Source organism: Kitasatospora sp. CM 4170, assembly GCF_032110285.1.
In the GTDB taxonomy this organism is placed as follows: Bacteria; Actinomycetota; Actinomycetes; order Streptomycetales; family Streptomycetaceae; genus Kitasatospora; species Kitasatospora aburaviensis.
This window is the reverse complement of the sequence record NZ_CP134877.1, coordinates 8747648-8761004: the sequence shown is the minus strand read 5'-3', so window position 1 is coordinate 8761004 and position 13357 is coordinate 8747648. Positions and strand designations below refer to the sequence as shown.

Below are 13357 nucleotides of genomic sequence, written 5' to 3'. Positions count from 1 at the left end.
CGCGGGGCGCGGGCGGTCCCGGGGCGTTCGCGCGTCCCGCTCACCGGCCGGCGTCCGGGGGCGGTGGCCGGCGCAGTCCGGGCAGGAAGGTCAGCGCGAGGACGACGGCGAGGACGACGGTGTGTGCCGCCATCGCGCCGCCGGCCGAGAAGCGCTCGTCGAGCCAGCCGGTGACCACGGTGGCGAACGGGTAGAGGCAGCCACCGACCAGGAACAGCGAGCCCTGCACCCGGCCCATCAGCGCATCCGGGACCAGCGCGAGGACACGGGTGTTGGTGCGGACCACCACGGCCGGGCTGACCAGGGCGATCGCCGCTGTGCACAGGGTCATCACGACCGGTGACGGCCGCAGGGCCGCGCCGGCCGCGGCGGCGACGATCATCGCGGTGACCACCCGCAGCAGCCGGGCGTCCGACACCCGGGGGAACCGGGGCGCGAGCAGCGCGCCGACCACCCCGGCCACGGCGGTCACGGCCAGGGCGACGCCGAGCGACTGCGGGCGGTCCCGGCCGGCGACGACGACCAGGACGAAGGCGATGCCGGCGGTGGCGAAGTTCACCAGGGCCGACCAGGCCAGGAGCGCCCGCAGGTAGCGGGAGCCGACGACGTACCGCAGGCCGTCCGCGACGGCGGCCCGAAGCCCACCGCCGCTGCCGCTGTCACCACGGCTGTCACCATTGCTCTCGCCGCGGCTGCCACCGTCGCTGTCGCCACCGCCGAGCGAGCGGCGGACGGTCAGCACCAGCCCCAGCGACACGACGTAGGACAGCCCGTCGAGCAGGAACGGGACCGCCGGCTGGAGGCGGTATAGGGCCGCGCCGAGCAGCGGTCCGAGGAACTGCACCGCGTACGCCTGGCCCTGGCCGAAGGCGACGGCCGCGTCCAGCTCCCGGCGGGGCACCAGCCGCGGCAGGGCGGCCATGCCCGCGGGCATGGCGACCGAGGTCAGCAGGCCCTCCACCGTGGCGAGCGCACCGGCGAGCAGGACCGGACCGCGGCCGGCGTCCTGACCGCTGAGCACCAGCAGTCCCAGCGCGGCGACCGCGGCCGCCCGGCCCGCGTCGGCGGCGATCAGGATCGTCCGGCGCCGGCGGCGGTCCGCCAGGGCGCCGGCCGGCAGCTGGGCGGCGAACAGCGCGACCAGCCGCATGGTGGCGACCAGGCCGGCCAGGGCCGGCGAGCCGGTCCGGTCCAGGATCCACAACGGCATGGCCAGCGCGGTGAGTTGCGACCCGAGGCCGGACAGGCCCGCGCCGAGCCAGAGCCGTCGGAAGTCCCGGTGCCGCAGCGGCCCGACACGGCTGCGCCGGCGGCCGCCCCGTTCGCCGGTCGGGGCCGCCGCCGCGTCCCGTTTGGTGAGGTCAATGGCCATCGGAAGGCTCCTCGGCCGGCGCCGCCCCCGGGGCCCCGAGCGTCTGCCACCAGGAGGCCACCACCTGGGCCGCCCGTTCCGGTGTCACCAGCCCCCGGCCGTCGACCACCTGCCCGCGCCACAGCTCGTACACCTCGCCGGGCTGCGGATCGACGACGACGTGCCCCTCGGCACGCAGGGCGGCGACGTGCCGCCGGGTGGTCGGCTTCTCCCACATGACGGCGTTCATGCTCGGGAAGAGCAACGCCGGCCGAGGGTGGGCCAGCAGGGCGGTCTGGGCCGGGGTTCCGGCCAGCCCGAGGGCGGCGCAGGCCAGCAGGTTCGCGGTGGCGGGCAGGACGGCGAGGCCCCGTGAGCGGCGGGCGAGCTCGGTGGGGTTGAGCGGGTCGCCCGGACCGTAGGCCTCGTCGGCGTGCCAGGCGAGCGCCTCGGCCCGCAGGAACCGTTCGGCGCTGTGGGTGAGCAGCACCCGCAGTGGTGCCTGCACGCGCTGTCGCAGGCGGACCAGGTAGCCGGGCAGGTCGAGCGCGGCGCTCGCCCCGCAGACGATGACGGTCAACGCGTCGTCACGCATCCCGGCCTCCGACGGTTCCGGGGGTTCCGGGGGTTCCGGCTGCCGCGGCGGCGCCGGCCGGGACCGGCCCGGCGCCCGTGGCCGGCAGGAGCTCGTCGAGGGTGTAGTTGAAGTCCGCCGAGCCCCGGTGCAGCCGGTCGAGGACCAGCGCGATGCCCGCGCTGCCGGTGGCGAAGTCGGTGCTGTAGCGCAGCAGGCTCTCACCCGGGAAGGCCAGGCCCTCGGGCCGCCGGCCGGCCAGGGAGAGGATCGCCCGGGCACTGCGTTCGGCCGGCTCGCGCAGGTCGGGCCGGTCGAGCAGCCGGACGCAGTCGAGGGCGAGGTTGGTCGGGCCGGCCATGCCGCGGTACAGGCCGGTGGTGATGGTCACTCCGCCCACGCCGCGGCGCAGGATCCCGTCGAGCGCCCGGTGCAGCGGCTCCTCGTCCGGCAGCAGGGCGCAGTAGCGGGCCAGGGCGGTGCCGACGCCCGCCGAACCGCGCAGCCAGTACGGGGAGTAGACCGCGCTGCCGACCCGGCCGGGGATCGAGAGCATGCCGTCGCCCTGGACCACGCCCTGGGCGAGGTCGTGGGCCAGGGCCCGCCGGCCGACGCGCAGGTACCGGTCGTCGCCGGTGGCGCAGTGCAGGTACAGCAGGAACAGGGCGATGCCGGAGGAGCCGTGGGCGTAGCCGATCTGCGGTGGCCGGCCGGTGCCGTCCGACCAGTACAGGCCCTGGCCGGCGTCCTCTGCGGCCTCGACCAGTCCGTCGGCGATCCTGGCGGCCTCGTGGAGGTGGCGGGTCTCGCCGATCCCGCGCCAGAGGGCGAGGCAGGCCAGGCCGAGCCCGGCCGAGCCGGTGGCCAGGTCGGCGGGCAGCGCGTCGGCGGCCGCGGTCGCCCTCGTCGTCCCGCTCGCGGTGGCTGTCCCGCTCCCGCCCGCGGTCCCGCTCGCGGTGCGCAGCGCGCGGTCCAACACCGCGGCGCCCCAGTCGGGTTCGCCGGCGTCGCAGAGCGTCCAGGCGACGCCGGCCAGCCCGTAGCAGAGTCCGGGCGGGAGGCGGTCCAGTCGCGGCTCGGCGCGGACCATCCAGTCCCGGATCGGCTCCGGGAAGCGTCCGGTGATGCCGTGCACGGCCCGCAGCACGCCCGCCGCGCCGTGGGCGACCGACCACGGGTTGGTGCGGAAGACGGCCGGATCGGCCGGGAAGGGCCGGTCCTCGCGCTCCGGCGTCATGACCGCCTCCATGAAGCCGACCGCCCGTGCCACGGCGTCGGGCAGGTCGAGGCGCTGCTCGGGGGCCTCGTCGAGGGGCAGGCCGAGCGCGTGCAGCAGTCCGTCGACCGGCCGGCGCAGCAGGGCGGCGACGTGGCGCGTGGAGCGGGCCAGGGCCGGGGGGTCGAGCGCGAGCAGGGTGTTGCGCGGCAGCAGCATCGCCAGTTCGACCGCCGCCAGGGCGTACTCGTCGAAGGCGCGACCGTCGGTGGCCCGGTCGGCGACGGCGCTGTCGCCGCTGGTCCGGCCGTCGGCTGTCGTGGGCTGTGCGGGCATCGCGGGCGCGAAGCCGGGCGTCCCCGGGTACTGGTCCTGGCGGGCGCTCAGCGACCGCACCGACTCGAAGTCGATCAGCCGCACCCGCAGGGTCTCCGGATCGACCACGACGTTGGTGAGCGAGACGTCACCGTGGACGAGGTCTCGCGCGTGACAGGCGGCCAAGGCCTCGCGCAGGCCGTCCACCACCGTGTCGACGACCTTCGCGTACTCGGCGACCCCCTGCTCGGTCACCGCGTTGCCGGCGATCGGGTTGCTCCTGCCGATGAAGGTGACGAGCGCCATCCCGTCGACGAACTCCTCGGCGAGGAAGAGGTGTTCCCACTCCTCGAACAGCTCCAGCGGCTCCGGAGCGACTCCGGTGCCGCTGAGCAGTTGCAGGGCCTCGAACTCGCGCCGCAGCCGCTGCTGGGCGTCGGAGCCGTCCTCGGCGTGCGCGGTGTGCGGGCGGGCCTCCTTCAGGACGACCTCCCGGCCGTCCGAGACGCGCCGCGCGAGGTAGACGCCGCCCGCGCCGCCGTAGTGCAGCGCCCGGACGACCTGGTACCCGTGCAGCACGTGCGAGCCGGAGCCATCCGCCTGCTCCTCGTCGCACAGCTCCGGCACCCACGGCGGGCGCCGGTAGACCGGATCGCGGTCGTCGGTCCACCGGCGGCCGTCCGGACCGTGCAGGACGGAGCGGGCCGTCCCGTCGGCGCCCACCGTGCCCGAGGAGATGAACTCGCCGTACCGGTAGTAGAGGCAGCCGGACTTGCCGTAGCGGCGGTCGGTCAGCACGTACGGCCCCCGGACGTCCGCGAGCGGCCCGGCGAGGCGGGCCAGCAGCTCGCGGCACTGCTCGGCGGAGTGCGTGTAGATGACGACGACCTTGCCGATCTGGCCCGGCGGCCACCACCGCGCCGCGCCCAGGCGGACCAGCCGGGTGGAGCGGAGGCACTTGAAATGGAAGGGAGTTCGGTGGAACTCGGCCGCCACGGCGCGCAGCGCCACCGCCGCGTCCTCGGGAACGGCCGAAACGTGGATCTTCCAGCCGTGCTCGGGCAGCGGTGGCGCGGCCACGGCCCGACAGCCGGCCCACACCCCGGATTCGGTCACCTCGCCGTCGGCGCCGACGAGTTCGGACATCTCCCGTTGGAGGTCGGGGTCGAAGGGGGCCCGGCCCAGGGTGTCGAAGAACAGGGGGTCAGCGACGGCGAAGGCCTGGTATTCGTCGAATCTGCGCATGATGGCTCCTCACTGACGGTTCATCAGGAGCGGTGGGGTGTCGGGGTGCTTCCGGGAGGGGACGCCAGGACGGTCCGGGGAGTCCGGGGAGTCCGGGGAGTCCGGAGGGGCGTGGAAGTCCCGGTGAGTTGCGGGGAGTTCAGGGGATGCCCCCGGCCTGCCGTACGGCCGACCGGGGACGGGCCAACGGTCAGCAGGCGTTGCTGATGCCGCTGGAGAGGCTGCAGACATAGGCGGCGGGTCCGAACAGACCCCGCTCGACCTCGTCCTCGTCGAGCGCGAGGATGATCAGGGAGAGCACGTTCTGCATCCGGGAGTTCACCTCCTCCACGACTGCGCGGGTCAGGGCCGTGGCCCCGAGGAGGCGACCGTGCGCCCCTCGGCCGCGCCCGACAGGAGTCCGGGCCGACTCCCGCCGGGCGGGCCGGGGGCGCGCGGCCGTCAGCAGGCGTTGCTGATGCCGCTCGACAGGCTGCACGACTGGCCGAGGGGTCCGAACAGACTCCGCTCGGTGTCGTCCTCGTCGAGCGCGAGGATGATCAGGGAGAGCACGTTCTGCATCTGGGAATTCACCTCCTTCACAACCGAGACGGTGCGGACCGAGGTCCCTGAGGGGGCTACCTGGCCCTGCCTCACTGTGGCCCGCCCACCGTCCCGGCCGGTTGAGGCACCGGCCCCGGCTCGGTCCCGAACCCGGCCCGGGACAGGCCCGGGACAGGCCCGGGACTGGCCCGCCGCGCGCCGGCCACGGCCGAACGGGCACCCGCCCGGGCCGGACGACGACGAATCCCCCACGTCTGTCGCGAAGTTGAGCGTTCAGGTCGGCTCGACGACCGGTCAGAACCTTCGCAGGGCGACGCCCTGATCAGAGTTCGATGCGGGGCGGCAGGAGGCCGCTCCCACCCGTTCCGCCCGACCCGTTCGGGCTGTGCGGACCGTGCGGGCCGCGCAACCGGAAGGGCGGGGTCGATCCGGCCACGCTCAGGTACCCGTTCAGGCTCCGGCTGGCCGAGAGCCGGTACCCGTCCGTGGTCTCCGCGTAGCCGGCGCGCGGGTGCGCCTGCTCGACCCGCGTCGGCCGCCCGTCGGCCTGCCACGCCGCCACCAGGAGGTCGAAGTACCGGTCGGAGTTCTCGGGGGTGGCTCCGATCACCCAGTACCGGATGGTGAAGACCGCCGAGGCGTCGTCGGGCCCTTCCTCGTCGAAGTCCAATGCGAGGCCCATGGTGACGCCGCCGTGCAGAACGGCCTTCGGGAGGTCGGGGTGCCGGAGCGCCAGCGCGGTGCCGGCCGGCCAGGTCCGCAAGGTCTCGGTGAAGTGCCGCAGCAGCTGCGCACAGGCCGCGGCCCGACTCACGATCGGCACCATGTCGTCCTCGTTCCCTCGTGATCGCGGGCGGGCCGGCACCCTCCTGGGCACCTCCACGCCCACGCCCTCCGGGTCGCCACGGTCCGGTGGTGCGACAGGGATTCTGGCATGCCCCGGCACAGCCCGTCGCGCCCCGGCACGTCACCGCACCACATGACGGCACCACATCACGACACGACATGACGACACGACATGACGGCTGCGCCGCCTGCCACATCACGTGACAGACGGCGCAGTGTGCCCGTGGTGGCGCTTCAGGCCTCGCCGCTACAGGGCCGCCAGGTACGCGAGGACGTCCTCGCGGGCGCCGGCCAGCGCGATCAGGGCGATGTGGTTGTCGGGCCGGACGAGGACGAGGGCGTCGCCCGTGATGCCGTACGCCGCGCGGATCGCCCCGTCGGGGTCGTCGACCGCCACCGGGCGCACGTGGGCGGGCAGCGCGGCGAGCGAGGGCCGGGCGCCCGGGCCGAAGCCGAGGAGCGTGAAATGGTCGCCGGCGAAGTACTCGAACAGCCGGGCCGGCTCGCCCGCGGAGCCGGGGCAGGGCGAGTCGGGCGCCCGGTCCCCGGCCAGGAGCAGGCCGTCGGCGCCCTCGGTCGCGACGCCGCCGCCGTCGGGACCGTCCGCCGCGACGCCCCCGCCGGCGAGGCGGCTCCAGCGGTAGCCGAGCGAGAGGCCGGTGGTGTCGCCCACCCGGCCCGCCTCGACGCCGACGCCGGGGGTGCCGATACCTTCGACGACGGCGGCCATCCCGGCGGAGGTGACGTCGAGCGTCCAGGCGGCGATCGGCAGCCGCTCCTCCTGGTAGGTGTCCAGCAGGGCCGGTGCGGCCAGGCCGCGCACCACGTACCCGAGCTTCCAGGCGAGGTTCCACGCGTCCTGGATGCCGGTGTTCATGCCGAGCCCGCCGGCCGTGGGGTGCACGTGCGCGCAGTCGCCGGCCAGGAAGACGCGCCCCTCGCGGTAGCGCTCGGCCATCCGGACGTTGACCCGCCAGGTGGAGAGCCAGGTGGCGTTGGTGAGCCTGAGGTCCTCTCGGCCGGTGTGCAGGACGGCCAGGCGCTGGAAGCTCTCCAGCGACGGGGCGACCGCCCGGCCCTCGGCGTCCGTCTCCAGGCTGGCCTGCAGCTGCCAGCGGCGGGTGCCGGGGAGCGGGCAGAGCATGAAGGCGCCCTGCGGGCCGAACCACTGGTGCCAGGCGTCGGGTTCGAGCCCCTCGACCTCGACGTCCCCGCAGACCATCATCGGCTCCGGGTCGCCGTCGCCGACGAAGGGGATACCGAGCAGCTTGCGCACCGTGGAGCGGCCTCCGTCGCAGGCGACCAGGTACTCGGCGGCGATCCGCCCGCCGTCCACGAGGTGCACCTCCACTCCCCCGCCGTCCTGCCGGAACTCCACCAGCTCGGTGGCGAGTTCGACCTTCACGCCGTACTCGGCGAGCTGCTCGCGCAGCAGCCGCTCCACCCGGGTCTGCGGCAGCCACAGGCTCGCCGCGTAGGGGACGGTGGCGGTGGGGCGGGCGCCGGCGAACGGCTCGGTGTCGTTGACGAACTCGCCGTCGAAGTACTTGCGGAACGGCAGGTGGGTGCGGCCCACGGCCGCCAGGCGCTCCCCCAGGCCGAGGTCCGCGAGGATCTCCAGGCTGCGCAGGTTGAGGGTCTTGCCGCGCGAGCCGGTGTGGAACTCGGCCGCCCGCTCGATGATCCGGACCGCGACGCCCTGCCGGGCCAGTGCGCACGCCAGGGTCAGCCCGGTCGGCCCCGCGCCCACGATCACCACACCCGTCTCGTCCACCCCGGTCATCGTCTTCTCCGCCTTCGCCGTGTTGGTCGTGTTCGTCATGGCTCCCCGCCCCTTCCGGTGTTGTCGGCGGCTGCCGACACACACCATGAAACAGCAACTCGGTCACACATGCAACCGGGTAACAAATGTTTCCGGGTTATGATCTGGACATGAGTTCCAGCGAGCCAGACCCGGGTCTACGGACCGTCAAGAAGCAGCGCACCCGGCAGACCATCGCCGACGTGGCCATCGCCCTCTTCCTCGACCGGGGCTTCGACCAGGTGTCGGTGGCGGAGATCGCCTCCGCCGCCGAGGTCTCCAAGCCCACCCTCTTCCGCTACTTCGCCAGCAAGGAGGAGCTGGTCCTGCACCGCTTCGCCGACCACCGCGGCGAAGCCGGGCGGGTTGTGCGCGAACGCGCCGCCGGCCTCACCCCGCTGGACGCCCTGGAGCGCCACCAGCAGGAGCGGCTGGCGGCCCGGGACCCGAACACCGGGCTCAACGACACCCCCGAGGTGCTCGCCTTCCTCCGGCTGATCTACGAGACCCCCAGCCTCTCCGCCCATCTGCGCGAGTACGTCGACGCCGACACGCGCGCCCTCGCCGAGGCGCTCGACCCGGACGGACGGATGGCCGCCCGCCTGCTCGCCGCCCAGTTCACGTCCGTCCGCCAGGTCCTCGCCCACTCCACCTGGGCCCGGCTCGCCGCCGGCCAGGACATCGACACCGTCGCCCGGCTGGCCGCCGACGAGACCGCAGAGGCGTTCGCCCTGCTGCGCGACGGCGCCGCCACCCACGGGTTCTGAACCCGGACGCACCCCAGGGGCCGGCACGAGGCCCGAACGGCCCCGCGCGGACGGCCCGGGCCGATCAGCGGCAACCCCCGGAGGTTCGCGCACCCACCAGGGCCGCCGAGCGGTCCACGGCCGGGTGTTTCGCGGCGTGCGCACGCCGCGAAACACCCGGCCGTAACACCCCCGTCGCCGCCCGGCGGCCCACCGTGCGGCATCTCACCAGCCGCCCTCTCTGGTTCGTTCGCGTCCCGATGTGGTGAGATGTGCCCGTCAAGAGGTGTTGGCCGCTGACGGGGGTGTGTGTTGAGAAGTGGACGGCTGCTGGGGACCGGTCTGGACGGGGACGCGGTGCAGCTCGCCGCGGCCGGGCTGGTCCGGCTGACCGCGGAGGAATGGCTGGGCGGAGCGGCCGGGGCCCCGGCGTGGTTCTCGCACGTCCGGGCGGCCTCGTTCGCGGACACCTGGCTCGCATTCGGCGAGACCGCGGCGCCGGGCCTGCGGGTACCGGCACGGGCCGTCGTGCGGTCGGTCGCCCGCCTGGCGGCGGAGCTGGTCCTGCAGGCCCGCGCGTACGACGATCCGGCGACGCTGGAGTGGCTGGGCCGGGAGTCGGCCGAGGCCCGCGACCGGGCACGCCGGGACGACGTGTCGCATCCGGCGGAACCCGCCGCCCTCGCCCTCGTCTGGCACGGCGTGCAGGCGGCCGCCGACGACGAGGACGCCACCGCGGAGGGCCGGGAGTCCCACGACAGGCGCATCACCGAGCGGGCCGAGGCGTACGTCCGCGAGCGGCACCACCGCCAGGACACCCTGGCCCTCCTGCTGGCCTGCGCGCGGATCGCCGCGACCGCCCTCCAGGAGCTGAGCAGCGGAGACCGCGCCGAGGCCGCCCGCCACCTGGACGAGCTCGCCGGCCGGCACATGCCGCACACCGCCCCCGTCCCCCTCTGGGTCCCGGGCCGCCCCGACCAAGCCGCCGCCTGAGCCACCCGCCCGGCGCGGGCGTCGAGCGCATCCGGCGACCGGCGGCGATCGGCCCTGCGGGCGGAGTGGTGGGCTCCTAGGGTGGAGGTGTGCGGCGTCTCGGGCGGGGCGGCCTGCCGCGGCGGGGCGCTCATCCGGCCTTCGGCCGGGGTGCAACCCCACGCCGCCGTGTCGGCCGTGCCGCTCCCCGAAACGGGTGCGGCCGCCCGGTCCGAACGCCCCACCGGAGCGAGGTGCGATGCGCCACTTGCCCGGCGGGCCGGAGCAGAAGCGCCGTGCCCGCCCCGATCCGACGGTGGTGCACCGCGCCGTCCGGGTGACGGCGGCCGCGTGCGCCGGCTTCTACTCCTTCCGCTACGGCTTCCACCAGCCGGTGACGGCCACCTACGCGCTGTTCGGCGCCGTGGCGGTCGGAGTCCTGGCCCGGGTCGAGGGCGGTGCGCGCACCCGGGCGCGCACGCTGCTGCTGACCCTGCCGTTCGCCTGGGTGCTGATCTGCCTGGGCACCGCCCTGGCCGTCCACTCGTGGACGGCGGCGCTGGGCATGGCGGGCGTGGGGTTCGCGGTGTCCTTCGGCTCCGTGGGCGGGCCACGGCTGGTGGGACTGACGAACGGGCTCCAGCTCTTCTACATCCTCCCCTGCTTCCCGCCCTACGCCCCGGACACCCTCCCGCAGCGGCTGGCCGGCGTGACGGTGGGGCTGCTCCTGCTCACCGCGGCCGAGCTGCTGCTCTGGCCCGAGCCGGCCCCGCCGGACTACCGCGACCGGCTGGCCCGTGCCGCCCGGGCGGTGGCCCGGCTGGCCGACCTGGCCGCCGCCGAGTGCGCCGACGGCCACCGGCCCGCCGCAGCCCCGTCCGGTCCGCGCCCGCCCGGCGCACCGCCGGACGGGCGCGCACCGCCGGCGGGCGGGCCGTCTCACGACGCGGACGACGCGGAGGAGGCGGAGGAGGCCGCGGCCCGGTTGGACGAGCTGAGGCTCTCCCGGATCCCGATGATGGAGCGGCCCGCCGGGCCGGGCGCCGTCGACCGGGCCCTCACCCACAGCGGCAGCGTCCTGCACGCCATCGCGGCCGACCTGCAGCGGGTCCGCCGCTACAGCGCCCCCGGCGGCCCGTCCGCGCAGGCGGCCGGCCTGGTGGCCGCCACCGCGCAGGCGCTGCGCGCGGCCGCCGCCGGGGTGCGGCCGGGCGGCCCGCTCCCGTCCGCCGAGCCGATCGAGGCCCGCATCGCCGCCTTCGAGACCGCGCGCATCTCTGCCGCGTCCGTCCCCGACGCGATCGGCGACACCGCCGGCCCCGGTCCGGCCGCCGACCCGCCGTCCAGTGACGGCGACGGCGACGGCGACCACGCCCGCGGCGCCGGTGACCACGACCGCGACCATGACCACGACCGCGGACGAACGGCGGTGGCCCGGCTGGTGCTCGGCTCGGCCGCGCTCAACGCCGCCGAGGGCGCCCGGTTCCTCACCCTCACCACCCGCACCGCCCGCCACGCGCCCCCGCCACCCGACGACACGCCCCCCGACGAGCGCCCCGGCCCGTTCTGGTACGCCCACGAGCCGGCCCCGAGGCTCTGGTGGCACCGCATCAGCGGCAACCTGACACCCCGCTCCGTCTACTTCCGCAACGCCCTGCGCACGGCCTTGGCCCTGAGCGCGGCCCGACTGGTGGCCGGCGCCCTCGACCTCAGCCACGGCTTCTGGGTCCTGCTGGCGACCCTCACCCTGATGCGCACCAGCGCCGCCGACACCCGGATGACGCTGCGCCCCGCGCTGGTCGGCACGGCCGGTGGCGCGGTCGTCACCGCCGTACTGCTGATCGCGGTCGGCGAGCACCCGGTCTTCTACGCCGCCGCGCTGCCGCCGGTGATGCTCTTCGCGTTCACCGTCGGCCCGGTGCTCGGACTGGCCTGGGCCCAGGGCACCTTCACGGTCGTGGTCGCCATGGTCTTCACCCAGCTGGCCCCGGCCGGCTGGCGGCTCGCCGAGGCACGCCTGGTCAACGTGGCCACCGGCGCGACGATCGGCATCCTCGCCGGGCTCTGTGCCTGGCCCAAGGGCGGCGGCCAGGACCTTCGGAGGCGCACCGCCGAACTGCTCGACCAGAGCGCCGCCGCCCTGCGCGAGACGGTCGCCGTGCTCACCGGGACGGGCCCGGCGCAGGGCGCGCTGCGCCGGGCCCGGCACTCCGTGCTGCTCACCGAGGCGCTCTACGCCCAGTACCGGAGCGAGCGGCACGATCCCGCCGAGGACGGCCCGAACTTCCAGGCGGCCGTACGCACCGGCCAGCACACCGTCCGCCGCGCCGAACCGCTGCTGGTCCGCGTCCCGCCCGGCGGTGCGGCGACCGGCCCGGACGGGGCGGCCGCGCTGGTGGGCCGCGCGGACCAGGTCGCGGCCGCCTTCCGCCGCCAGGGCGCGGCCCTGCGCGGCCGCGCGCCCACCGGCACCCCGGACCACCAGCTGGCCGACGCCCGCACCGCCCTGCGCCACGCCCGGCTGATCGCCACCCGGACGCCCTCCGACGCCGCGGCGCTGGACGCCGTGGACGTGACCCTGTGGCTCTCCGGGCTGCTCGACGACCTGGAGCGCGTCAACCACGGTGCGCCCGCCCGTCCCGCCCCGGGCGCGGCCCGCTGACGCCCCTCCCCCAACCCGCCCGCGCACACCCGGCGCCGACCGCCCCCGGGATTCCCGAGGCCGGGGCCCGTACCGGGATTCCCGCTCCGGCCGGCCGCCGCCCGGCTAGCGTTGCTCCGTATGACGCACGCCAAGATCGAGATCACCGCCGAGGTGGTCCGCGACCTGCTCCGCGACCAGCACCCCGACCTGGCCGACCGCCCGGTGACGTTCGGTGCGCGCGGCTGGGACAGCCAGCTCTGGCGGCTCGGCGAGGACCTCGCCGTCCGCCTGCCCTGGGCGACGGAGTCCGCGGACGCCCTGCTGCGCAAGGAGCACGCCTGGGTGCCCGGCCTCGCCCCGCGGCTGCCCCTGCCGGTGCCCGTCCCGCAACGGCTCGGTACGCCCTCCGAACGGTTCGCGCGGCACTGGATCGTCACCACCTGGGTGCCGGGCGATCCCGCCGACCGCGCCCCCGTCACCCGGGGCGCGGAGGCCGCCGACGCCCTGGCGGCCTTCCTGACGGCCCTTCACCGGCCCGCTCCCGACGGGGCGCCCGTCGGCCGCGGCCGCGGCGGTCCGCTGGCCGAGTACGCCGAGGGGTTCGCCCGGACGCTGGCCGAGGCGACCGGGCTGGGGCTGATCCCCGACCCGGACGCCGTCCGCACGGTCTGGGAGGACGCCGCCGCCGCGCCCGCGTGGGCCGGGCCGGCGCTGTGGCTGCACGGCGACCTGCACCCGGCCAACGTCCTCACCGCGGACGGCACCATCTCCGGCGTGGTCGACTTCGGCGACCTCTGCGCGGGGGATCCGGCCTGCGACCTCGCCGCCCCCTGGATACTCCTCCCGGACGGCGCCGCCGAGGACTTCCACCGGGCCTACGGGGCGGCCGCGGACGCCGCGACCCTGCGCCGCGCCCGCGGCTGGGCAGTGATGCGCGCCCTCACCGGCCTCCTCATCGGCGAGGCCGGCCGGCTCGGCCGCCCCGGCGGCAAACCCACCTGGGCCCCACCGGCCGCCGCCTCCCTGCGCCGCCTCGTCGCGACCGCGCCCCGCTGACCGGGAACGCCACCCGCCCGGGAACGACGCCGAGGCCCGTCGGGAGTG

Annotated in this window: 11 protein-coding genes; 4 read left to right on the top strand and 7 right to left on the bottom strand. The window is 75.9% G+C overall.

Features of this window, described 5'->3' with window-relative positions; all coding sequences use genetic code 11:
- Positions 1-40 precede the first annotated feature (40 nt).
- The 7 genes from RMN57_RS36675 to RMN57_RS36645 all read right to left on the bottom strand — a co-directional run bounded on the left by RMN57_RS36675 (position 41) and on the right by RMN57_RS36645 (position 7912).
- Positions 41-1372, bottom strand: coding sequence for an MFS transporter (locus RMN57_RS36675; RefSeq protein ID WP_313767625.1), 1332 nt, complete (start codon positions 1370-1372; stop codon positions 41-43).
- Positions 1362-1946, bottom strand: coding sequence for a flavoprotein (locus tag RMN57_RS36670; protein ID WP_313767624.1), 585 nt, complete (start codon positions 1944-1946; stop codon positions 1362-1364). The genes RMN57_RS36675 and RMN57_RS36670 overlap by 11 nt, the downstream gene beginning before the upstream one ends.
- Entirely contained in the window at positions 1939-4701 is a 2763-nt protein-coding gene (gene lanKC, locus RMN57_RS36665) for a class III lanthionine synthetase LanKC (protein WP_313767623.1), read from the bottom strand. Before lanKC ends, RMN57_RS36670 begins: the two co-directional genes overlap by 8 nt.
- Positions 4702-4891: 190 nt before the next feature.
- Positions 4892-5032 carry a hypothetical protein gene (locus RMN57_RS36660; protein WP_313767622.1) on the bottom strand — a complete coding sequence of 47 codons (141 nt, stop codon included), beginning with the start codon at positions 5030-5032 and terminating at the stop codon, positions 4892-4894.
- A gap of 110 nt (positions 5033-5142) precedes the next feature.
- Positions 5143-5283, bottom strand: coding sequence for a hypothetical protein (locus tag RMN57_RS36655; protein ID WP_313767621.1), 141 nt, complete (start codon positions 5281-5283; stop codon positions 5143-5145).
- A 283-nt stretch (positions 5284-5566) separates the two neighbouring features.
- On the bottom strand, positions 5567-6070 hold the full coding sequence (locus RMN57_RS36650) for a hypothetical protein (RefSeq protein ID WP_313767620.1): 504 nt from the start codon (positions 6068-6070) through the stop codon (positions 5567-5569).
- A gap of 267 nt (positions 6071-6337) precedes the next feature.
- Positions 6338-7912, bottom strand: a complete 1575-nt coding sequence (locus tag RMN57_RS36645; protein ID WP_313767619.1) for an FAD-dependent monooxygenase — start codon at positions 7910-7912, stop codon at positions 6338-6340.
- 110 nt (positions 7913-8022) lie between these two features.
- Between RMN57_RS36645 and RMN57_RS36640 the strand changes: the two genes are divergently transcribed.
- From RMN57_RS36640 to RMN57_RS36625, 4 genes are all read left to right on the top strand, one after another.
- Positions 8023-8658, top strand: a complete 636-nt coding sequence (locus tag RMN57_RS36640; RefSeq protein ID WP_313767618.1) for a TetR family transcriptional regulator — start codon at positions 8023-8025, stop codon at positions 8656-8658.
- A gap of 291 nt (positions 8659-8949) precedes the next feature.
- The gene (locus RMN57_RS36635) at positions 8950-9630 is read left to right on the top strand and encodes a hypothetical protein (RefSeq protein ID WP_313767617.1); all 681 of its coding nucleotides are present in this window, start codon (positions 8950-8952) and stop codon (positions 9628-9630) included.
- Positions 9631-9868: 238 nt separating this feature from the next.
- Positions 9869-12271, top strand: coding sequence for an FUSC family protein (locus RMN57_RS36630; RefSeq protein WP_313767616.1), 2403 nt, complete (start codon positions 9869-9871; stop codon positions 12269-12271).
- Positions 12272-12391: 120 nt separating this feature from the next.
- The gene (locus tag RMN57_RS36625) at positions 12392-13309 is read left to right on the top strand and encodes a phosphotransferase (protein ID WP_313767615.1); all 918 of its coding nucleotides are present in this window, start codon (positions 12392-12394) and stop codon (positions 13307-13309) included.
- Positions 13310-13357: the final 48 nt, after the last annotated feature.

Excerpts from the sequence above, each read along its gene's own strand:
- RMN57_RS36675 (WP_313767625.1), bottom strand. The coding sequence starts at position 1,372 with ATGGCCATTGACCTCACCAAACGGGACGCGGCGGCGGCCCCGACCGGC.
- RMN57_RS36670 (WP_313767624.1), bottom strand. The coding sequence starts at position 1,946 with ATGCGTGACGACGCGTTGACCGTCATCGTCTGCGGGGCGAGCGCCGCG.
- lanKC (WP_313767623.1), bottom strand. The coding sequence starts at position 4,701 with ATGCGCAGATTCGACGAATACCAGGCCTTCGCCGTCGCTGACCCCCTG.
- RMN57_RS36650 (WP_313767620.1), bottom strand. The coding sequence starts at position 6,070 with ATGGTGCCGATCGTGAGTCGGGCCGCGGCCTGTGCGCAGCTGCTGCGG.
- RMN57_RS36645 (WP_313767619.1), bottom strand. The coding sequence starts at position 7,912 with ATGACGAACACGACCAACACGGCGAAGGCGGAGAAGACGATGACCGGG.
- RMN57_RS36640 (WP_313767618.1), top strand. The coding sequence starts at position 8,023 with ATGAGTTCCAGCGAGCCAGACCCGGGTCTACGGACCGTCAAGAAGCAG.
- RMN57_RS36630 (WP_313767616.1), top strand. The coding sequence starts at position 9,869 with ATGCGCCACTTGCCCGGCGGGCCGGAGCAGAAGCGCCGTGCCCGCCCC.
- RMN57_RS36625 (WP_313767615.1), top strand. The coding sequence starts at position 12,392 with ATGACGCACGCCAAGATCGAGATCACCGCCGAGGTGGTCCGCGACCTG.